Below are 23,022 nucleotides of genomic sequence, written 5' to 3' on the forward strand. Positions count from 1 at the left end.
ATTATTTATCGTGTACTATTATTTTATCGTTTTTGCAATCAGCAATTAATTGGTCAATTTTTTCCTCGTTCAAATTCTCTTTATAAAAATCGCCTAACTGCATCATTGGAGCATAACCACATGCTCCTAAACATTGAACACCTACTACTGTAAAATTTCCATCAGCTGTTGTCTCACCAGGATTTACTCCTAGTTTTTCACAGGTGTAATCCATTAAATCCTCTACTCCATTCAAACAACAAGGTGATGTTGTACAGAATTCGAACATATATTTCCCAACTGGTTTTTGATTGTACATCGTATAAAACGAAACTACCTCATAAACCTCAATTGGTTTAATTTGAATAATTTCGGCTACTTTGTTCATTAATTCAATACTCAACCAATTATCGTGTGCATCTTGAACTTCATGCAAAACCGGTAATAAAGCTGATTTTCTTTTATCTTCAGGATAATGACTGATTAATTCATTGATTCGATTCATCAATGTTTCGGTCATATTTATTTCCTGTTTGTAATGTGTTCTTTCCATTTTCTTTTTAAATCTGAATCAAAAATCGTTATTCAACACCCGAGCCTGAAAGGCGAACTGGCGAAGCAATCAAAAATCTTTTAAGCGTCTAATTCTCCTGCTATTACATTCAAACTTGACAAAATAACTATTGCATCAGAAAGCAAAGCACCTTTGATCATTTCAGGATAAGCTTGATAGTATATAAAGCAAGGTCTACGGAAATGTAACCTGTAAGCGGTACGACTTCCATCAGTTACTAAATAAAAACCTAATTCACCATTACCCCCTTCAACAGGATGGTATATTTCAGCAACTGGAACAGGAACTTCGCCCATTACAATTTTGAAGTGATAAATTAAAGATTCCATACTTGTGTACACATCTTCTTTTGGAGGAAGATAATAATCTGGAACGTCAGCATGAAAATCATTTCCTTCTGGCATTTTATCTAATGCTTGACGGATAATACTTAAACTCTCCCAAACTTCTGCGTTACGAACACAAAAACGGTCATAAGTATCACCAGATTTCCCAACAGGAACTATGAAATCAAAATCTTCATAAGAAGAATAAGGTTGAGCTACACGAACATCATAATCAACACCAGAACCACGTAAATTTGGACCCGTAAATCCATAAGCCATTGCTTTTTCAGCACTAATGGCACCCACGTTTACAGTTCTGTCAATAAAAATTCTATTTCTAACAAATAAGTTTTCAAATTCTTGCCAAGCAGCAGGAAATTCTGCTAAAAAAATATCAAGTTTCTTAAATGCTTCTGGCGACCAATCTCTTTCGAAACCACCAATTCTTCCCATATTTGTGGTCAAACGCGCTCCACAAATTTCTTCGTAGATTTCGTAAATCTTTTCTCTAAATTGGAAAACATATAAAAATCCAGTGTACGCACCAGTATCGACACCCAGGATTGAATTACAAATAATATGATCTGCAATTCTTGCTAATTCCATTACAATTACCCTTAAATATTGTGCTCTTTTAGGAACTTCAATATCTAATAATTTTTCTAATGTCATCCACCATCCCATATTATTAATAGGAGAAGAACAATAGTTCATCCTATCGGTAAGAGGTGTTACTTGATAAAAAGGACGATTTTCAGCAATTTTCTCAAACGCTCTGTGAATGTAACCAATAGTTGGTTCAGCCTCAAGAATACGCTCACCATCCATCAACAAAATATTTTGGAAAATTCCGTGTGTTGCTGGGTGAGTTGGCCCCAAATTCAGAATCGAAAGCTCGCTTCCATCCTCATTTTGTTGCTCTTTTATTCTTTTAGCATAACGATGCTCTGGGGGTAATAATAGTTCTGACATTTATTTAATGTGAAAAATTATAATAGTTTGTTTAGTAATTGTCTGTTGTTCTTCCAAAGAAACGGTCATCTTTATCAGTTCTTCCGCTATCTTCCATTGGAAACTCTTTTCGCATCGGAAAAGAAATCATTTCATCCATATTCAAAATACGTTTCAATTGTGGATGTCCAATAAAATGAATACCGTAAAAATCAAATGTTTCTCTTTCCATCCAATTGGAGCTTAAAAAAATATTTGATATCGTGTTAATTTGAGGATTTTCTCCACTAATAAAAGCTTTGATTTTTATACGTTTGTTTTCATACCAGTTGTGCAAATGATATACAACAACAAATTGTCTGTTTACCTCGTTATCTGGATAATGAACACCACACAAATCGGTTAAGAAATGAAAACGAAGTTCTGGATCATTTTTCAAAAAAAGAATTACGGAAGTAATCGTATCTGCTGTTACTTCAAATGAAAAAATATCTTTTTCTTGATTGTAATTAGAAACATTTCCTCCAAATATTTGGTTTAGTTTCTCTTGAATTTGTATCGTTTCTAAAGCCATTATTTATTTAATATTATAAGAAGCCAACAATTGTTGATACTCAGGAGAGCTTCTTCTTCTTACAGATTCGCTTTTTACTAATTCTTGTAATTTCATAACACCATCTACAATTTGTTCTGGTCTTGGAGGACATCCTGAAACATACACATCTACAGGAATTACTTTGTCGATTCCTTGCAAAACAGAATAGGTATCAAAGATTCCGCCTGAACTAGCACAAGCTCCCACAGCAATAACCCATCTTGGCTCTGCCATTTGTTCATATACTTGACGTAAAATTGGAGCCATTTTTTTTGAAATTGTCCCCATTACCATAAGCATATCGGCTTGACGTGGAGAAAAACTCACACGCTCAGAACCAAAACGTGCTAAATCGTAATGCGAAGCCATAGTTGCCATAAATTCGATTCCACAACATGAAGTTGCAAAAGGCAACGGCCATAATGAATTAGCGCGAGCCATACCAACCACATCATTTAGTTTTGTAGCGAAGAAACCTTCACCAACAACACCTTCTGGTGGCTCAACCATATTTACTTTAGAATTGCTCATTATATATTGGATTTCAGATATTAGACATCCGAATTTCATATTCGGAATTAATAATCAAATATTTCTCATTTTAAACACTTACTCAAGAAGTGCTAAATTATTCCCACTCGAGTGCTTTCTTTTTGATTATGTAGAAAAAACCAACCAAAAGCAACATCATAAAAATTATCATTTTTACCATACCTTCCATGCCTAACTCCTTGAAGTTGATTGCCCAAGGATAAAGAAAAATCACTTCGATATCAAACAAAACGAACAAAATAGCAACAAGAAAATATTTTACAGAGAATGGAATTCTAGCATTTCCAACGGATTCAATACCGCATTCGAAATTTTTGTCTTTAATTTCAGAAGAGCGCTTAGGCCCTAACTTCCCTGAAACCAATATAGTACCAACAACAAACCCTACAGCCAAAATAAACTGCATTAAAATTGGGATATAATTTATTTGATCCGATTGCATATTGTATGTTTTTTTGAATAAAAATAAGCAACAAAGATAGGTTTCAACTATTTAAAACACAAGCCAAAAACAAGTATTAGTTAAGGCCAAAATACAATAACCGACTAATTTTTATTGATTATAAATAAGAGGCAATGTTTTCTAATTTAAAAAAAATGAAAATTTAAATTAAACGCAAAAAAAAACGCTTCGAAATAAATCGAAACGTTTTTATGTTTTATCAAAAAATAAATTTTTTGATTAGATAACTGCAACTTTCGCTGCAACTTTCCCTTTTCTTCCTTCTTCTTCTTCGTAGCTTACTCTATCACCTTCGCGCAATTCTTCCGCGTTGATTCCTGATGCATGAACAAAAATGTCTTTTCCTGTTTCTTCGTCTGTAATGAATCCGTAACCTTTAGATTCATTGAAAAATTTAACTGTACCTGTACGCATTGTAATTGTAATAATAATTTATAATGAGGCAAATGTAATATTTAATATAATACGAAATACCATATAGCCTTTTTATTTTGTAAAAATATTGATTTTCAATGCATTCTAACAAATTTTATCGACAAACAACAACTAAACTAATTTGATATGCAATTCTTTTAACTGTGACTCATCAATTTTTGAAGGAGCGTCGATCATTACATCTCTTCCTGAATTATTTTTTGGAAAAGCTATAAAATCACGAATGGTTTCTTGACCACCTAAAATAGCAACCAAACGATCCAATCCGAATGCTAATCCCCCGTGTGGCGGTGCTCCAAACTGAAAAGCATCCATTAAAAATCCGAATTGTGCTTTGGCTTCCTCTTCGGTAAAACCTAAATATTTAAACATTAATTGTTGGGTAGCTTTATCATGGATACGAATAGAACCTCCACCAATTTCGTTTCCATTTAAAACCATATCATAGGCATTAGCACGAACTTTTCCTGGATCCGTTTCTAATAAATGCATATCCTCTGGTTTAGGAGAAGTAAATGGATGATGCATGGCATGATAACGACCACTTTCTTCATCAAACTCTAATAAAGGGAAATCAACAACCCATAATGGTGCAAATTCAGCTGGATTTCTTAAACCCAAACGAGTGGCAACTTCCATACGCAAAGCACTAAGTTGTGTTCTTGTTTTATCAGCTGGACCAGAAAGCACAATAATCATATCGCCAGGTTTAGCTCCTGTTGTTTTTGCCCAATTTGTTAAATCATTTTGATCGTAAAATTTATCTACAGAAGATTTATACGTTCCATCTTCATTACATTTTACATAAACCATTCCCGATGCACCAACTTGCGGACGTTTTACCCAGTCGATTAAAGCGTCAATTTCTTTACGGGTATAACTTCCTGCTCCAGGAACTGCTATACCAACAACCAATTCTGCTGCGTTGAATACCGGAAATTCTTTGTGTTGTGCAAATTCATTCAATTCACCAAATTCCATTCCGAAACGAATGTCTGGCTTATCATTTCCATAGGTTTTCATGGCATGATCGTATGTCATTCTAGGAAACTTATCTACTTCTATTCCTTTTATTTCTTTCAATAAATGACGGGTTAAGCCTTCAAAAATATTTAAAATATCTTCTTGCTCAACGAATGCCATTTCACAATCAATTTGTGTAAACTCAGGCTGTCTGTCTGCTCTTAAATCTTCATCACGAAAACACTTTACGATTTGAAAATATTTATCCATTCCACCTACCATCAATAATTGCTTGAAGGTTTGTGGTGATTGTGGTAAAGCGTAAAATTGCCCTTCATTCATCCTTGATGGAACCACAAAATCCCTTGCTCCTTCTGGAGTAGATTTGATTAAATAAGGAGTTTCAACTTCGCAAAAATCTAAATCTGAAAGATACTTACGCACTTCCATTGCTACTTTATGACGAAAAAGAAGGCTATTTTTTACAGGATTTCTTCTAATATCCAAGTAACGGTATTTCATTCTGATGTCTTCTCCGCCATCCGTTTCATCTTCAATAGTAAAAGGCGGTGTAAGAGAGGCATTAAGAATATTTAATTCAGTTACTAAAATTTCAATATCACCCGTAGTCATATTTTTGTTTTTGGCTTCCCGCTCAATAACAGTTCCTTTTACTTGGATAACGAACTCACGACCCAATGTTTTTGCCAATTCAAAAACCTCTTTATTAGAACGACCTTCGTCAAAAATTAATTGGGTAATTCCATAACGGTCACGCAAATCGACCCAATTCATAAATCCTTTATCACGCGATTTTTGAACCCAACCGGCAAGTGTAACCTCTTGAGATATGTTTTTGGCGGTAAGTTCTCCGCAGGAATGACTTCTATACATGGCTAAAAATTTTTGCAAAAATAGTGTTTTCTTTTAAATTAGTGCCTTTTAAACTATCAATTAAAACCTTCTTGATAAACCACTGAATAATCACAAATATAATTAAGATTACTACTTATAAATACTTTACTATTTATTGCAATATCATTTTAATAATTAAAGGTTTATAGTCTAAGTCAGAACGATTATTCAGCCAATTTAAAAAGAGGGATATCTGTAAATTTTCCTTTAATATTTACCGGAACAAGTTTCAAACTTTCTGGATCATCCATTTTAAGTCCTCTGCCAGAAAAATGACCTGATATAAAATCTTTATCACTTTTAGTAATCGTCATTGTTCCCACATCACTCGAAACTACCATCGCTTTTTTATTCCCCTCTGAAGATCTTGTATTTATATCGACGCTATACATGTAACCATCAATTCGAGAGAATTTGTAAACTCCAACTTTATTAGTGGTTAATGTCATACCTACAACTGCACCATCATCAGAAAAACCTCCAATTTGATAATTAACTCCATTATTATCCGGTACTGCAGTATGATCGTAATAAATCACGCCCATTTCACTATTCACATTATTACAAACTATTTTTTCATTTTCCACAAAAACCTCAATAGCACCTTTACGAATTCCTTTTGCACTCACTTCCTCAATTTCGGTCATAGTACTAATTTGCTTTTCAGTAGTATCCTGATTTTTACAAGAAAGTACAGCAAACAGTAAAATTCCAAAAAAAATATATTTGATATTCATAATTCATTAATTATTAGTGAGTTTCAAAACTAAATAAAAAAAATCTGACGCTTAAATTATAAGATTATTAATTTGTTAAAGTTATTGCCAGAATTAATATTATCATCTATTTCCGATAATAAAACGCCAGAATTTATTGTTAAAAGAAATCCCATAATAAGACTCAAAAATTAATCTATTATTTAAGTTTATAGCTTTACATTACAGTGATTACAGGTATTACAACATCAATTTATAGTGAAACTCTAGTAAGTATTAAATCCTTTTTACAAGTAAAAAAGAGCTCAGCTAGACCTGCAATTATGAATTTAAAATAAGCGATTTAAAATATTCTCACACATGCTAAAATTAATTCCAATGTTAAGTTTTCACTCAATGTTAACAAATTGTTAAGTTAAAGTTTTTTTATTGTAAAATCTTTTATAGATTTGTTAAGCAATCATCAATTTAAAAACTATTTAATATGAAAAAATATATATTATTGACCGCATTACTCATTTCAGGAATTTCTTTTGCTCAAGATAACAATCCTAAATTAGAAGCAGTAGGTGATTTAGTAAAAACAACTTATTACTTTGAAAATGGCCAAGTAAAACAAGAAGGCTTTTTTAAGGATGGAAAATTAGACGGAACGTGGACTTCTTATTCTAAAAATGGCACTAAAACGGCTGTTGCCACATACAAAAACGGAGAGAAAACAGGAAAATGGTTTTTCTGGAATAATGACATATTACACGAAGTAGATTATTCAAACAGTAGAATTGCCGCTGTAAAAACGTGGAAAAAAGACGCACTCGCAAACAACTAACACCATTTTATAAAACCAACCAAAAGTCTTCGTTAATTCGGAGACTTTTTTTTTGCTAAATCTATTTAAAAAAAACCATTTAACTACTAGATGCACTCACAACACATAAACTATCGATAGTAAAAACTCGTTCCTATTTTGATCAAACGCACACTATTTACAAATCCCTTTTGACTGTTACTAATTGATAGCAAAATATCAAAAAAAGACACAACTACTAATTAGAAATCTCGCTTATAAATAGAAATATAAAACACAAAGTATACTGGAGAAATTGCCTAATTCTACAGCGCTAATACTCTTATTTTGTTTCAGTAATTTAGCTGAATTATCAAACTCAAAAAACACTTCGTATTGCTGATTAGGGACTTTTTTAGCAAAAAAAGCTGTCACATTATCAATTAATCGATCGATAATGACTTGGTTCTTTACTGGATCTGCAGTTGCATTTGCTTTGAGCGTTACTGCCGTGTTTAGATCTATTATATCTCTTGCTATTTGTTGGTTTTCGGGTTTTGTATGTGCAATAGTAGCCGTTATTGCAGTAGATAAGGCATCATCAAACACCGTAAACTCTTCTTTTTTATGAAGACTTAATAGGTGCAAACGTAATTTCTCCATATAAGAAGCAGCCTGATTTTTAAAATCATAAGTAGCATCAAATGCTTTTCTTTCTTTTGCTAGCTGCAAACAAAACGCATTATAACTCTTTAAGACTTCTTTTACCTCTTTTACCTGATCATAATTAACACCAGTTCGCTCATATTCTGCTATTTGCAAGAACAAAGACAAAATTGCATTAAAACTTGTAGAATTAACTTGTGATTTTCTAAATACTTCCGAAGCGGCTTTATATGTATTCATATCTCCCAATTTTCCTTCATACTTATCCGGCTGTAATCTGACAATTGCATTTATCTTCCCCGATTTTTTGTCTAAAAAACGTTTTACATCAGACCTGTCAAATCGCGCAGGAACAGGAGCAAATACAATTTCTTTTTGAGGCGGCTGCGGTAAAGCGGCATTTTTTTTATTTGAAATCAACGCATTGGCAATCTCATTATTAGAATCAATGGATTTGAGTTTGCTTGCCAATTCATCTGTATTTTGAAAATCTCTAATGACATTATAACCTTGTAAAATATTTTCTTGTAGTGCGATGTAATACTTTTTAGTTTTTTTATCGTCAAGATTAGTAATAGCATCCGCTTCAGTTTGCCAAATGCTAATTGCTTCCCGAACTTTAGATTCATTTACGGGATCAACCCCTGATTTAACTAATTGTAATGCTTTATCAAAATTGTCACTTTTAAAGTCTTTATCTTCCTTTAAATAATTAAAAGATCGCTGTTGATACCTGGCAGTAGGCAAAAATTTACCTCTAAGAATACTACCAACTTTCATTTTCAATTTCAATAACTGAATTTCATTTACACTCTTTTCTTCTCCACTTCTAGGTAACGAAGGATTGGTCTTGTTTTTATATTGATTCGCTTCAAATTCAGTTAAATCATCAATTACCAGAGTGGTATTCAAGTTATTTGGATAGTCTAAAAATCCTAAATTAGAATTAAACCCTTTTATATTAGCTATTGGATGAACAAGATCAATTTCTCCTAAACGAACTTCCTGTTCATCAAAAAAACCTTTTGAACGGTCAATCAATATTAAATTGGCATACAAGTGGGAGACAACTGCTACCTTATACTTTAAGTCTTGTTTTACCAGGTGCACAGTTGCAGGTGCAAATTTATATTCTAGAAGAGCTACTATCTCTGGTAAGCCAAAATTATTATAAATAAAGTCGTTATATAATATTGCATTTTCAAAAACCTGATAACGCATCGTAGGATCGGATGATAATCCCGAATCGAAAGTAGTGCAAATAAGTGCCACATTAAGAGGACTTTCTTTTAGAAATAAAGAGGGAGCCACTTCTCTTCTTACGTTTACATTGTCCCATCTTATTTTTTGAGCTTGTATAAATGCAGAACACAACAGTAACAACATTAAAAACTTGGCTTTCATCTGATTTTTTTTGGTAAAACTAATTAAATAATATAGCTAGACAATACAATTAAAAAACCTTTTAATCATAATTTACAAAAGTAGAAACCAAAAATTTATTTTTTAATTAAAGGCGTTTTGTATGCTTTACAATTAGCATCCAAAACTTTACGACGAAGATTTCAAGAAATCGTCACCTACTTATAAGTTGTTAAATAGAAACAAAATTCCCTGAAAACACCTAATAATTACAATAGGAATATGATTGAAAAAAGTGTTTTATACTAGTAGGAGCTTTTCCCGTTTTATAGCTATTTAGTATAAACTAAATCATCTCAAAGGATTCTAACTCCTTTATAATACATAAAAAATGTTTTATAAAAAGTTGAAAATAAAAATTGCTTTTTCCAAGCGTATGGTTAGTCAAAATTTGAAAACAGCTATATAGAGTTTCTAATTAAAAAAACTTGTCAATAATTTCCTTGTTCTCACAAATGGGGAGCACTTAGAACAAAGTAAAAGGTCAAGGAAAAACAGTAAAATAGATTAAAAAAACATGATAAACAATTATAAAACGCGCCCTCTCTTTTAATTATCACTAAAAGTTAAAAAACCTCTTAATCAATCGATTAATAGGTTTTTAAGTGACCTTTACCATTGAGTTGTCGAATCTTTTTATCGAAGATTTAAAGCAATTTTATCCCACTTATAAGTTATTGACTATAGCTCCAATTTAACAATAATTCCTTATTTTTACATATCTTATTAAGCTTCTAAAATTAGAAGCTTTAATAATAGCTCAAAGCAAGGAAATTTAAAACATATTAACGTGAGTGAATTAATACCAAATAACAATCATTTTATTTTATATACTGTTCCAAACGGCTCTATTAAAGTAGAAGCTTACATTCAAGATGAAACTATTTGGCTTACTCAACAAAAAATAGCAGATGTTTTTGGAGTAACTAAATCCACGATTAGTGAACATCTTACCAATATTTTTGAAAGTGGGGAATTGGAAAAAGAAGCAACTGTTCGGAAATTCCGAACAGTTCAAAAAGAAGGCGAAAGAGAAGTAACCCGAAATTTAGAATACTACAATTTAGACGTAATTATTTCTGTTGGCTACCGTGTAAATTCCAATAAAGCAACCCAGTTCCGTATTTGGGCAACCACTACCCTTAAAGAGTACATCATCAAAGGTTTTGCTATGGATGATGAGCGCCTAAAACAAGGTACAACCACATTTGGTAAAGATTATTTCAGAGAGTTATTAGATAGAATTCGTTCCATCCGTTCAAGCGAACGTAGAATATACCAACAAATCACAGATATTTTTGCAGAATGCAGTATTGATTACAATCCAAAAGCTGAAGTAACCAAAAACTTTTATGCTACCGTTCAAAACAAATTTCACTTTGCAATTACAGGAAAAACAGCGGCCGAAATTATTTATTTGAAAGCCGATAGAACAAAACCACAAATGGGATTGACAACTTTCAAGAATGCACCAGACGGAAGAATTTTAAAATTAGACACAGGAATAGCCAAAAACTATCTCGAAGAAAAAGAAATCAAACAATTGGAACGCACCGTTTCTGGTTATTTTGATTACATCGAAAACCTTATTGAACGCAGAAACACTTTTACAATGGAAGCTTTGGTAGAAAGCGTAAACAAATTTCTTAGTTTTAATGAGTATAAAGTTCTAGAAGGTTTAGGAACAATTTCACATCAACAAGCCGTTATTAAAGCATCTAACGAATACGATAGTTTTAATAAGACACAAAAAATAAATTCCGATTTTGATAAAGTAATCAAAGGTTTGGATAAAAAGAATTAACCGTTATTTAGGTAATATGAGTAGACTTCAAACAATAGAAAATAGATTGGCAGCAATAAATGAAACAGTGTTTCAAGAATTATGTGATAGTTTTCTTATTTTGAAAATTAATAATTACAGAGCATTTTCTAGAACAGGAAGTCAAAGCGGAAAGCAAAAAACAACAAAAGGAACTCCTGATACGTTTTTACTTCTTCCAAACGGAAATTATATTTTTGTTGAATATTCTACGAATATATCCGCAGGATTATCAAAATTAAAGGACGATATAAATAAATGTATTGATTCCAATAAAACTGGAATTACTATTAATCAAATAGATGAAATAATTCTATGCATCAATTTTAATCTAACAACAGAGAAAATTCACGCATTAGAAAATCTTCTTTCCAATACAACAATAAGCCTTACGATTTATACCCTTGATTCTTTGGCTCTCGAACTCCATCTAAATCATCGAAATTTAACATCCCAATATTTAGGACTTCCATTAGACACTGGCCAAATTGTTTCTATCGGAAGGTTTATTGAGGAATATAATAAAACGTCAAATGGAATTGCAACACCTTTAAACAATACATTTTTACATAGAGAAAATGAATTAAAACAACTTACTGAAGAAATTCTTTATAGTGATTTAATTATTTTAACTGGATCACCAGGAGTAGGAAAAACCAAATTAGCACTTGAAGGAATAAGAAATTTTCTTTCTATAAATTTATCATTTGAAGCCTATTGTGTTTCTTATAAAAATCACGAATTACTAGATGATTTATACCAATATTTTAATCTAGAAAAGGATTATATACTTTTTGTTGATGATGCAAATAGAATAGATGCTTTTAATCAAATTATAGGATTTTACAAATCATCAAGAAAAGGAAATCTTAAAATTATAATGACAGTTAGAGATTACGCTTTCGAGAATCTAAGAATTCTTTGCCAAGAATTTCAACCAAAACATATAGACTTATTAAAATTTTCGGACGAAAAAATTACCGATATCATAAAAGAAAAACCATTTGAGATACTTAATTCAAATTATCACAAAGAAATTGTTCGAATTGCAGATGGAAATCCTCGAATTGCTATTATGACTTCTTTACTAGCAAAAGAAAAACAAGACATTTATGCTTTGCACGACGTTTCAGATTTGTTTGAAAATTATTTTTCTACTTTCGTCAAAGATAACGGAGAGTTCACAAACGACTTGAATATAAAATGTCTTGGATTAATTGCCTTCTTTCACACTATCCCATATAAAAATAAAGAAATTACAACTTCTATCCTTAATAATTTCGGAATTGATTACTCCATATTTATTGATGTAATAGATAAACTTGACAAATTGGAATTAGTAGAAATTCAATTTGAGCACGTTAAAATTCCAGAGCAAAACCTTTCAACTTATTTTTTCTATAAAACATTTGTAAAACAAGATTTACTTTCTTTTGAAACACTATTGAAATACTATTTTGATAGTAATACTTACTGTTTCAAAGATTCCGTAATTCCTGCCAATAATACATACGGCTATCAAAACGTTATGCAAAAATTACAACCTCATTTGAAAAATCATTGGGCACTAATAAAGTCTGATCAAAATTGTGGGTTTAAATTTTTATCAATGTTTTGGTTTTACCTGCGAAACGAAAGCTTGGAATTTATTTATACGATTATTGAATCATTACCTTATATTGGCATCGTAAAAAAATATGAGGTAACATATAAAAAAAATGCGTTTGCATATAATAAAAATGAAGTTATCGAATTACTCGGTGAGTTTTTTAGAAGTTCAGATAAATTAAAAGACTTTTTAGAAATAGCTTTTGAGTACACATTGAAGAAACCAGAACATCTACCAGAATTAATTCATAAATTGAAAGAAAGATTAGTCTTTGATGTTGAAGATGAAAGACACGGATTTACCAGACAAAACATCTTGTTTAGAACTTTAATACATGGATTAAATAAAGGCATCCCTATCTATTCTATCTCTTTTTATGAATTATCAAAAACATTTTTGGGATATAAATTTCAGAATACCAAAGGAGCAAGAAAAAATGCCATTTCATTTTATGATTATCCAATTCCAAATGTTCAAGTAATACAAGATTTTAGAAAAGATGTTTGGAACGCTTTAAAAAACAATTTCGAAAAATACCCATTTAAATCATTAGAGGTATTACAACATTATTCTGGTGTACGCATAGATTCTTCAAAAGAGCTAATGGAATTTGATGTTAATTATGTAATTAATATCATAGAAATTCATCTAAGTCCAACTTCATTCGAACATTGTAAATATATTCAAGACCAAATAAGAGAGTACAAACGTAATTCAATTTCTCATTCTTCATTTCCTTCATTAATTACAAAGTTTACAAATCCAACATACGAAACGTTTCTAAAATTTGATATGAATATATTTAGAGACAAAACGATTAATAAGCAATTGAACTTTAGAGAGCAGGAGAAATTAAGAGAGACGCAAATACGCAGTTCCTTTCTATTTCAGAACGTAACAGAGATAAATATATTTTATAAAACTTTTACATATCTAAAAAGAGTTGCTATACGCGAATATAATTACAATGAAACTTTAGATTATATAATTGATGAAAATTGTACTAAAGATTTTGACTTAGGCTGCCAATTTTTAAATATCATAATCGAAAACAACAATAATATAAATTATTCACCTAGACTTGTTTTCATAAACAATTTAAAAACAACGGAAAAAGTAGAAAGTTTATGGCAGATTTTGCAAAAACACGAATTCAATCAAAAAGCGAATTGGGAACTTCTATTCTATTATTTTTTAGAAGTTTCTTTAATAGATAGTAACTATGTTGAAGCATTAATAAAAACTGTAAGTAATCTAAAAGATACCCAAACAATTTACTTTGATGATTTGAAGAAGTTTTTAAAGATAGAATCAAATTTATTTGAAATACTATTAAAAATTATCACAATTAAAAATGAGAAAGAAGAAACACGTATACAAATTTGGAGTGAAGTTTTTAGTTCATCATTAGAATTATTAGGAAATGATTTCGAATTAATTAAAAAAGCCTATTTACAACAAGATAAAATTGACAATTATTTTGACTTTGGGAAAAAAGCATTTCTTAATATTTTGCGCCAAGATTCAAGCTTTCTTTTAGAATATGTAAACAATTTGTATTCCACAAAAGACGATTATAATTCCTTGGAAAAACATAAAGAATTAGAAATCATATGGCAAATAGAAAATATTGAAACAGTACTAAAAAGTGTTTTCGATTTAGTCATTGAAAACGAACTGTACATTGATATTTCAGAACATTTTTGCAATTCGTTTTTTAATAATATTAAAGAAGAAAGTAGAAAAAGAGCAAAAATTTTTATTCTAAATTATTGCAAAGAAAACTATTTGGATTCTCATAAAATGAATGCTATTGTAGACATAACGAGACATTCGATGAGAGATTTGTTTGATGATATTTTATTACTTTTTTTGTCATTAAATCAAAATAAGAATGTTTTTTCACAAATACATTGGAGAGGAAATGGAGGTGTCTATTCCGGGGACGCCATAATTAATGACATTGAAATGGCAGAATGGAAAAACATCCTTTCAATTGTAGAGAAATCCGATATTGGCATAAAACTCATTCCAATTAAAAAATTTATTTCTGATAATATTGATTATTGTCGAGAAAGAGGAGATATTGAAAGGAAAAGACGTTTTTTAAAACGCTACTAAAATATTTTAGTTTCAATTAAAAAAATCAATCATAAAAATTAAAATCTAAATCTTTTATCCTTTTTAAATTTAAGTCATAACAACTAAATTAAAAATTTGGCCACCCTTTTGGCCACCCCTAAAAAGCAAAAAACCTCTTAATCATACGATTAAGAGGTTTTTAAGTACCCGGAGCCGGAGTCGAACCGGCACGGTTTCCCACAGGTGTTTGAGACCAGCGCGTCTACCAATTCCGCCATCCGGGCTTAGCAGACATGAAATAACAACAGTTATCTCAACGCAATAAAATTATTATCCTGATCGAAATCAACAATAATTCCTTTAACACGGTGCAAATGTAAAAAATAATATCAAATCTTCAACTAAAAATACTTAAAATTTTCCTTTCACAGTCAAATAAATTTTCTAAATTTGCACCTCGTTAAAAACGCAACTCACAACTAACTACAAAACAACAAATTAAATGTCACACCTAGAACCAGAAGCTAAAATTTTTGCTTGTTCACAAAGTGTTTATCTAGCTGAAAAAATAGCGAAAGAGTACGGAATTCCTTTAGGAAAAATCACAATGTCAAAATACAGCGACGGTGAATTTCAACCTTCTTATGAGGAATCTATCAGAGGATTAAGGGTTTTTATCGTTTGTTCGACCTTCCCATCTGCAGATAATTTAATGGAATTGTTATTAATGATTGATGCTGCCAAACGCGCATCAGCTAGACATATAACAGCCGTTATCCCTTATTTTGGTTGGGCTAGACAAGACAGAAAAGACAAGCCTAGAGTTCCGATAGGAGCAAAATTAGTAGCTAATTTATTAGATGCTGCAGGCGCAACAAGAGTAATGACTATGGATCTGCATGCAGACCAAATTCAAGGTTTCTTTGAAAAACCAGTTGACCATCTTTTTGCCTCTACTATCTTTTTACCATATGTAAAAAGTTTAGGATTAGACAATCTTACGATTGCTTCTCCAGATATGGGTGGTTCTAAGAGAGCTTATGCCTACTCTAAATTTTTAGATTCAGACGTAGTTATTTGTTACAAACAAAGAAAAGAAGCCAACATCATCGACACCATGGAATTAATTGGTGAAGTAAAAGGTAAAAATGTGATTTTAGTAGATGACATGATTGATACCGGAGGAACTTTGGCAAAAGCCGCAGATTTAATGATCGAAAAAGGAGCCTTGAGCGTAAGAGCAATTTGTACTCATGCAATTTTATCAGGAGATGCTTACGAGAAAATAGAAAATTCTAAATTATTAGAATTAATTGTTACCGATTCTATCCCGTTAAAGAAAGAATCAAAAAAAATAAGAGTATTGAGCTGCGCAACTCTTTTTGCTGAAGTAATGCATATGGTACACCATAACAACTCTATCAGCGGAAAGTTTATAATGTAAAGCTACCTAATCCCTACTAGGGATTTAATCAAGAGTTTAATTAATAACTATAATAAATTTACAATGAAATCGATTACAATTAAAGGATCAGAAAGAGAAAGCGTAGGTAAAGTAGCAACTAAAGCCTTACGTAATGCTGGATTGGTTCCTTGCGTTTTATACGGAGGAAATCAGGCAGTTCACTTCTCAGCAGAAGTTATGGCTTTCAGAAGCTTGGTTTACACCCCAAACGCTCACACAGTTGAGATCGATCTTGGAAACGGAAAATCATTCAATGCAGTATTACAAGACATTCAGGTTCACCCAGTATCTGACAAAATTTTACACATTGACTTTTTCCAATTATTTGACGACAAAGAAATCACTATGGAAGTTCCTGTGAAAATTGTTGGAAAATCAAAAGGAGTTATGGCAGGTGGAGATTTACGTTTAAACACACGTAAACTTAAAGTAAAAGCATTACCGAAAAATCTTCCTGATTTTATCGAAGCTGATATTACTCCATTAGACATGGGTAACAAATTATATGTTACTAAAGTAGCTTCTCCAGACTACAAAATCATGCACCCAGACAACACTGTTATCTGTCAAGTGAAGATTTCTCGTGCTGCTATGAAAGCGGCTCAAGAAGCAGCAAAAGCAGCAAAAGCTCCTGCAAAAGGAAAGAAAAAATAATACTTTTTCAATCATATTTAAAAGCATCAGTTGCAAAACTGGTGCTTTTTTTTTGTTTTAAAAACAAGGAGCAATCGCGCTTAGTTACTTTACAAAACCCTTCCCGCTTTTCAGTACAATCTTTTTGTTCGCTAAAAAGCTCATAAAAAGGATTTCCTCTACAATCGGGGCTATAATTGAACATTTTCTACTTTTTACTCGCCTACTAAATAAGTCCAAAAACTTATAAAATTTGAAAACCTTCAAAAAGAACAACAAACACAAAATTACAATCCCACAGTTTACCATAAATTATGTAATTAAGTTTACTTTTGCACTATGATAAAATGGATACAAGAACTGTTTTCATCAAAAAAAACAGAAGACAATACCCCAGATATGAAGAAATATTTAATAGTTGGACTCGGTAATATCGGTGCTGAGTATGTAAACACCCGCCACAATATCGGTTTTAAAGTTTTAGACTTTTTAGCCAAAAAAGAGAGTATTTCTTTTGAAACCGTAAAATTAGGAAGCTTAGCAGAATATAAGTTCAAAGGACGAACCTTCTTTCTTCTTAAACCAAACACGTATATGAACTTGAGTGGTAAAGCGGTGCAGTATTGGATGGAGAAAGAAAAGATTGCAATAGAAAACATATTAGTCATTACCGATGATTTAAATCTTTCTTTCGGAAGCATCCGCATTCGTCCAAAAGGAAGTGACGGTGGTCATAATGGATTAAAAAATATTAATCTAGTTCTAAACACTCAAAATTATGCGCGATTCCGTTTTGGCATAAGCGACGAATTCAAAAAAGGAAAGCAAGTCGATTACGTCCTTGGAGATTGGGATGATACAGAAAAGACAGCCTTACCCGAACGCTTAGAAATCGCTTCTGAAATCATAAAGTCTTTTGGAAGTGCTGGTTTAGAAAACACTATGACTTTCTTTAATGGAAAATAAAAAAAGAAGTGTTTTGTAATAATAAACTCTTTTTTTAAAGCATAATAAAACAATAAACTCATTAAAAAGAGTATAAGAAAACTGATTTCAGAATACATTAGAAAATCAAAACGATGAAAAAAATTACTCTTATTTTTTTATTATCTCTTTTTTTTACCATTCATTGTGGTTTAGCACAAGGAAACATGAAGCACGAAATCGAGCTTTTTGGCAAAAAGCAACTTCTTACTGAAGGTGCAGTAATTCGATGTGCGAGTACCGAATACGAAGCATATTTAAAATCAAAAAATAACAAGAGACCTTCAACAAATGAGTTTGAAAAATGGATTGCACCTAGAATAATATCAGACAAAAAGAAAAAACAAACTTTTTCAAATGGTCTTAAATTAAATGCAACAATTCAAATTCCTGTGGTGGTTCATGTCATTCACAATGGCGACCTATTAGGTGCAGACGAAAATATTTATGACGAGCAAGTTATTTCTCAAATCAAGGTCTTAAACGAAGATTATCGAAAAAAAATCAATACTCCAGGCTACAATACCCATCCCGCTGGAGCTGATGTCGAAATTGAATTTGTACTTGCAAAAAGAGATCCTTCGGGAGTCTTGTCAAATGGTATAAATCACGTTAATTTAGAACGCGAAAGCTGGTCTTTAGAAGATATTGATGAAGTAGTAAAACCGCTGACTCAATGGAATCCAGAAAAATATCTTAATATTTGGGTCGTTAAACTCAAAAGCACAGATGTTTTGGGTTACGCACAATTTCCAAGCACTTCAGGTCTTGTGGGTTTAGATAATGATGCTGGAGACGCGGTAACCGATGGTGTCGTTATTGGCTACTCCTACTTTGGATCTTCGTCCTACTTTCCTGGAGGAACTTACACAGCTAACTATGACAAGGGAAGAACAACATCACACGAAATAGGACATTGGCTAGGATTAAGACACATTTGGGGAGACGGAGATTGTAGTGTGGATGATTATTGTGAAGACACTCCTAATTCGGGCCAATCTAACGAAGGTTGCCCAACAAATATTGATTCCTGCCCTAATTCACCGGGATTAGATATGGTAGAAAACTATATGGATTATACTTATGATGCCTGCATGAATATTTTTACCAATGATCAAAAGACTAGAATAACCACTGTTATGAACAATTCGATCAGAAGAGCCTCGCTAAAAAATTCTGATGCGCTTTTACCAGGAACAATATTCACTAATGACGCTGCTGTAACTATTGTAGATTTAAACCTTGATCCTTGCGGTAATTCCTTTACACCTACAATCAAAATAGTTAATAAAGGAAGCGCTCCACTTACCGCTGCATCTATTACTTTCGGAATTGACAATACTAATTTACAAACCTTGGATTGGATTGGCAATTTATCAACTGACGAAGCAAAAGAAATTACGTTAAACAGTTTAAAGACCACTGGAGGCAATCACATCTTTTCTGTTTTGATCACAAAAGCAAATACAACCGTAGATCAAAACACCAATAATAATAGTGCAGCTGTAAATTTTGAAAGCACCAAAAGCTATTCATCTACAACTGTAAAATTAGCGCTTCAATTGGATGAATATGGTTCAGAAACAACTTGGAAACTAACTAACAGTGACGGTAAAACAGTATACCAAGGCGGACCTTATGTGGACACTGAAAACATTCCGCCAGTCATAAATACTACTTTTAACTTAACAAATAACGGCTGCTACACTTTTACAATATTCGACAGTGAGTCAGACGGTTTTTGTTGCAAATACGGAAATGGTTTTTACACATTAACAACCTCAACAGGGGAAATTATTGGGTCTGGCGCAGCCTTTAGAAATCAAAAAACAAATCACTTTATAATAGGCGCAATACCAACAGAGGAAACGAAGGAATCAAAAAGTGTTTTTGTATATCCAAATCCCGCCTCAAGTTTATTAAATATATTCATTGAGAATAGCACAATAAATCCAGATAATTACACCATTGTAAATAGTTTGGGTCAAATTATAAAATCGAAAAAAATTGTAACAAAGCAAGATTTACAAGTAAATGTATCTGATATTGCTCAAGGCATTTATTTTTTGAAATTAACAAAAAATGAATCCGAAATAAAGACCATTCGATTCATAAAGAAATAAACAAATTAGAATAGTTAAAAAAAGGATTGAAGTTTTCAATCCTTTTTTAGATTTATCAATTGTATGTCTTAAATTTGCCATTATAAAACACTTGCTTTGAAGATTTTTCATTCTATAAACGATTTCAGTTCTACAAAAAAAACAGTTATAACTTTAGGCACCTTTGACGGCGTTCATATTGGTCACAAAAAAATCCTTGAAAGAGTTATACAAAACACCGATAATGAAAAATACGAAAGTTTAGTACTTACTTTTTTTCCACATCCGAGAATGGTTTTACAAGAAGACTGTGACATTAAGTTGCTCAATACCATTGATGAAAAAATAGAATTATTAGAAAAAATTGGACTTGAAAACTTAGTCATTCACCCTTTTGATGAAACTTTTTCAAGACTTACAGCCGAAGATTTTGTAAAAACTATTTTAATAGATCGATTTCATATTCACAAAATAATTATTGGTTACGACCATCGTTTTGGCAGAAATCGTACTGCCGATATTGACGACCTTATTTCATTTGGGGAACAATATGGTTTTGAAGTAGAGCAAATTTCGGTTCAAGAAATCAATGAAATTTCAGTTAGTTCTACAAAAATTAGAACGGCACTTCTAGACGGCAACATGACTTTAGCTAATGATTATTTAGGTTATGATTATTTTTTAACTGGCACTGTAATCTTAGGAAAACAATTAGGAAGAACCATAAATTTTCCAACAGCGAACTTAAAAATTCTAGAAAACTATAAACTGATTCCTCAGAATGGCGTATATATTGTAAAAAGTTATATAGAAAACAAAATAGTTTACGGAATGATGAACATTGGTTTTAACCCAACAGTGGATGGTCAAAATCACTCTATAGAAATTCATTATTTTGACTTCGATGCTAATTTATATGATAAGGAACTCCAGGTTTCTGTCTTACAAAGAATTCGCTCCGAACAAAAATTCGCTTCTGTTACCTTGTTAAAAGAGCAACTAGAAAAAGACAAACAAATAGCAATCAGCTATTTGAATGATTTATAAATAAGCTATGTATTCTTTATTTTTTTAAGAATAATTTTCTTTTTGTTGTAAATTTGAGTTTAAAACATTATTTATCAAGTAATTATAACCTTAAATCAGCAACATGAAAATACCTAAAGAATTAGTAAATGGATGGATTATAGTACTGGGAATTGGACTTTATTTCTTAGTAATGGAACTTTTGGGCTTAGCCGATATTTATCTTCTTCGCGTTTTTAATGTTTTGTTCATTTTTTACGGAACGAATAGAACACTAAAAGCTAATTTTATTGAAGGAAAAAAATCATTAGGCTCCAACGGAATGTCTGCATTATTGACAGCAATAATTGGAGTTTTTCTTAGTGTAGTTGCGCTTATTTCTTACAGTTATTTTAAAGGTGGAGACGAATATATCGCCACTTTATCTAAAACTTTTCTTTTTGGAGGAGAACCTTCCATAATGACCTATTCTATTTCACTTTTATTTGAAGGATTTAGTTCTGCAGTAATTGTCACCTTTATTTTAATGTTACTTTGGGACACTCGTTATAGATCTGACAAACATAGTGTTAAAGTATAAACGGATTGTAGTTGTAATTTATTCTTTATCTGAAATTAAAATAGTAATTAAGGTTTTATAAGTTTTATAAAATTTAATTTATAAGCGTATTTTATTTAAAAAATAGATTTTAAAAACGCAAATAAAGCTTTGTTAGTAGCGATTATTTCTACTGTTAAAAAAAGATCATGACTAATATTTTAGAAACGAATGCATTGATTCTTTAGAACAATTTAACTACTTTTGGAACATCAAAAAATCGTATCGATGAGTATTACAAAACACAATTGGACTAAAGACGAGATAATCGCAATATATAATAAACCTATGATGGATTTGCTTTTTGAAGCAGCTACTATTCATAGAGAGCATCATGATCCTAATGTGGTTCAGGTATCCACTTTACTATCTATAAAAACTGGGGGATGTCCGGAAGATTGTGGATATTGTCCACAAGCAGCTCGTTACCACACTGAAATTGAAGGAAACGATCTTATGTCTGTTAGTCAAGTAAAAGCACAAGCTTTGCGTGCAAAATCTACAGGATCTTCTCGTGTATGCATGGGAGCAGCCTGGAGAAATGTAAAAGATGGACCAGAGTTTGATCAAGTTTTAGAAATGGTTCGTACCATTAATAAGCTAGACATGGAAGTATGTTGTACCTTGGGTATGATTACTGAAAATCAAGCACACCGTTTAGCAGAAGCGGGATTATATGCTTACAATCACAATTTAGATACTTCTGAGGAATATTATAAAGAAGTTATTTCGACTCGTGGTTTTGAAGACCGTTTGCAAACTATCGAAAACGTACGCAAAACGAATGTTACCGTATGTAGTGGTGGAATTATTGGAATGGGAGAAAGTATCGAAGATAGAGCAGGAATGTTAGTGGCGCTTTCTACATTAAATCCTCAACCGGAATCCGTGCCAATTAATGCGTTAGTTGCCGTTGAAGGAACTCCTATGGAAGAAGAAAAACCTGTAGAAATTTGGGAAATGATACGAATGGTTGCTACAACTAGAATCATTATGCCAGAAACACAAGTTAGATTATCAGCAGGAAGAATGAACATGAGTCGCGAAGGTCAAGCGATGTGCTTTTTTGCTGGAGCCAATTCTATATTTGCAGGAGACAAATTGCTTACGACTCCTAATCCAGATGTAAACGAAGACATGAAAATGTTTGAAATGCTAGGTTTGAACCCACAAAAACCTTTTACAAAAGTTTCACAGCCACAAACCGTTGAAGCATTAGACTCGCAATTTGCTCCGTTAGGCGAAAAACCTAAATGGTCTAGACCAGGACATGAAATTGAAAGAAACCTAGAAGCATCTGCAAAAGGTAAAACAGTTTAACAACGGCTTTAAAATCAATCTATATTTTATAAATCAT

19 protein-coding genes and 1 tRNA gene are annotated in these 23,022 nt (G+C 31.8%); 10 read left to right on the forward strand and 10 right to left on the reverse strand.

The genetic code is table 11. The annotated features are described in order from the left end of the window. Position 1: 1 nt before the first annotated feature. From MW871_RS00305 to MW871_RS00340, 8 genes are all read right to left on the reverse strand, one after another. Positions 2-532, reverse strand: coding sequence for a complex I 24 kDa subunit family protein (locus tag MW871_RS00305; RefSeq protein ID WP_248427190.1), 531 nt, complete (start codon positions 530-532; stop codon positions 2-4). 80 nt (positions 533-612) lie between these two features. After that, positions 613-1,851 (reverse strand): NADH-quinone oxidoreductase subunit D, encoded by a 1,239-nt coding sequence (locus MW871_RS00310; protein WP_188049118.1) that lies wholly within the window; start codon positions 1,849-1,851, stop codon positions 613-615. Positions 1,852-1,882: 31 nt separating this feature from the next. After that, on the reverse strand, positions 1,883-2,404 hold the full coding sequence (locus MW871_RS00315) for an NADH-quinone oxidoreductase subunit C (RefSeq protein WP_248427191.1): 522 nt from the start codon (positions 2,402-2,404) through the stop codon (positions 1,883-1,885). A 3-nt stretch (positions 2,405-2,407) separates the two neighbouring features. Further along, positions 2,408-2,956, reverse strand: a complete 549-nt coding sequence (locus MW871_RS00320) for an NADH-quinone oxidoreductase subunit B (protein WP_188049120.1) — start codon at positions 2,954-2,956, stop codon at positions 2,408-2,410. A 97-nt stretch (positions 2,957-3,053) separates the two neighbouring features. Then, positions 3,054-3,419 carry an NADH-quinone oxidoreductase subunit A gene (locus MW871_RS00325; protein ID WP_188049121.1) on the reverse strand — a complete coding sequence of 122 codons (366 nt, stop codon included), beginning with the start codon at positions 3,417-3,419 and terminating at the stop codon, positions 3,054-3,056. Positions 3,420-3,659: 240 nt separating this feature from the next. After that, positions 3,660-3,854, reverse strand: coding sequence for a cold-shock protein (locus MW871_RS00330; protein ID WP_007137066.1), 195 nt, complete (start codon positions 3,852-3,854; stop codon positions 3,660-3,662). A 132-nt stretch (positions 3,855-3,986) separates the two neighbouring features. Continuing rightward, a complete protein-coding gene (aspS, locus tag MW871_RS00335; RefSeq protein WP_188049122.1) occupies positions 3,987-5,732 on the reverse strand; it encodes an aspartate--tRNA ligase in 1,746 nt (581 codons plus the stop codon). Between the two features lie 185 nt (positions 5,733-5,917). Beyond that, positions 5,918-6,490 (reverse strand): hypothetical protein, encoded by a 573-nt coding sequence (locus tag MW871_RS00340; protein ID WP_248427192.1) that lies wholly within the window; start codon positions 6,488-6,490, stop codon positions 5,918-5,920. 463 nt (positions 6,491-6,953) lie between these two features. Here MW871_RS00340 and MW871_RS00345 point away from each other — a divergent pair, with 463 nt between their 5' ends. Beyond that, complete coding sequence (locus MW871_RS00345; protein ID WP_188049124.1) at positions 6,954-7,298, forward strand: toxin-antitoxin system YwqK family antitoxin; 345 nt, start codon at positions 6,954-6,956, stop codon at positions 7,296-7,298. 234 nt (positions 7,299-7,532) lie between these two features. On the opposite strand, the gene MW871_RS00350 is transcribed toward MW871_RS00345, so the two are convergent. Continuing rightward, the gene (locus MW871_RS00350) at positions 7,533-9,326 is read right to left on the reverse strand and encodes a hypothetical protein (RefSeq protein ID WP_248427193.1); all 1,794 of its coding nucleotides are present in this window, start codon (positions 9,324-9,326) and stop codon (positions 7,533-7,535) included. A gap of 808 nt (positions 9,327-10,134) precedes the next feature. Between MW871_RS00350 and MW871_RS00355 the strand changes: the two genes are divergently transcribed. Both MW871_RS00355 and MW871_RS00360 read left to right on the forward strand, forming a co-directional pair. Continuing rightward, positions 10,135-11,148: a virulence RhuM family protein gene (locus MW871_RS00355; RefSeq protein ID WP_248427194.1), complete on the forward strand. Its 1,014-nt coding sequence runs from the start codon at positions 10,135-10,137 to the stop codon at positions 11,146-11,148. A gap of 16 nt (positions 11,149-11,164) precedes the next feature. Then, complete coding sequence (locus MW871_RS00360; RefSeq protein ID WP_248427195.1) at positions 11,165-14,896, forward strand: nSTAND3 domain-containing NTPase; 3,732 nt, start codon at positions 11,165-11,167, stop codon at positions 14,894-14,896. A 165-nt stretch (positions 14,897-15,061) separates the two neighbouring features. On the opposite strand, the gene MW871_RS00365 is transcribed toward MW871_RS00360, so the two are convergent. Beyond that, positions 15,062-15,141, reverse strand: a tRNA-Leu gene (locus MW871_RS00365). 218 nt (positions 15,142-15,359) lie between these two features. Between MW871_RS00365 and MW871_RS00370 the strand changes: the two genes are divergently transcribed. From MW871_RS00370 to bioB, 7 genes are all read left to right on the forward strand, one after another. Continuing rightward, positions 15,360-16,301 carry a ribose-phosphate pyrophosphokinase gene (locus MW871_RS00370; protein ID WP_248427196.1) on the forward strand — a complete coding sequence of 314 codons (942 nt, stop codon included), beginning with the start codon at positions 15,360-15,362 and terminating at the stop codon, positions 16,299-16,301. Positions 16,302-16,364: 63 nt separating this feature from the next. Next, positions 16,365-16,976: a 50S ribosomal protein L25/general stress protein Ctc gene (locus tag MW871_RS00375; RefSeq protein WP_188049128.1), complete on the forward strand. Its 612-nt coding sequence runs from the start codon at positions 16,365-16,367 to the stop codon at positions 16,974-16,976. Between the two features lie 318 nt (positions 16,977-17,294). Further along, on the forward strand, positions 17,295-17,921 hold the full coding sequence (gene pth / locus MW871_RS00380; RefSeq protein WP_248427197.1) for an aminoacyl-tRNA hydrolase: 627 nt from the start codon (positions 17,295-17,297) through the stop codon (positions 17,919-17,921). Positions 17,922-18,034: 113 nt separating this feature from the next. Then, positions 18,035-20,062 carry a M43 family zinc metalloprotease gene (locus MW871_RS00385; RefSeq protein WP_248427198.1) on the forward strand — a complete coding sequence of 676 codons (2,028 nt, stop codon included), beginning with the start codon at positions 18,035-18,037 and terminating at the stop codon, positions 20,060-20,062. 96 nt (positions 20,063-20,158) lie between these two features. After that, positions 20,159-21,088, forward strand: a complete 930-nt coding sequence (locus MW871_RS00390; protein ID WP_248427199.1) for a bifunctional riboflavin kinase/FAD synthetase — start codon at positions 20,159-20,161, stop codon at positions 21,086-21,088. A 103-nt stretch (positions 21,089-21,191) separates the two neighbouring features. Next, positions 21,192-21,647, forward strand: a complete 456-nt coding sequence (locus MW871_RS00395) for a hypothetical protein (RefSeq protein ID WP_188049132.1) — start codon at positions 21,192-21,194, stop codon at positions 21,645-21,647. 246 nt (positions 21,648-21,893) lie between these two features. Next, a complete protein-coding gene (bioB, locus tag MW871_RS00400; RefSeq protein WP_210644958.1) occupies positions 21,894-22,985 on the forward strand; it encodes a biotin synthase BioB in 1,092 nt (363 codons plus the stop codon). The last annotated feature ends 37 nt before the right edge of the window (positions 22,986-23,022 follow it).

The organism is Flavobacterium pygoscelis (assembly GCF_023162025.1).
Taxonomy (GTDB): Bacteria; Bacteroidota; Bacteroidia; order Flavobacteriales; family Flavobacteriaceae; genus Flavobacterium; species Flavobacterium pygoscelis.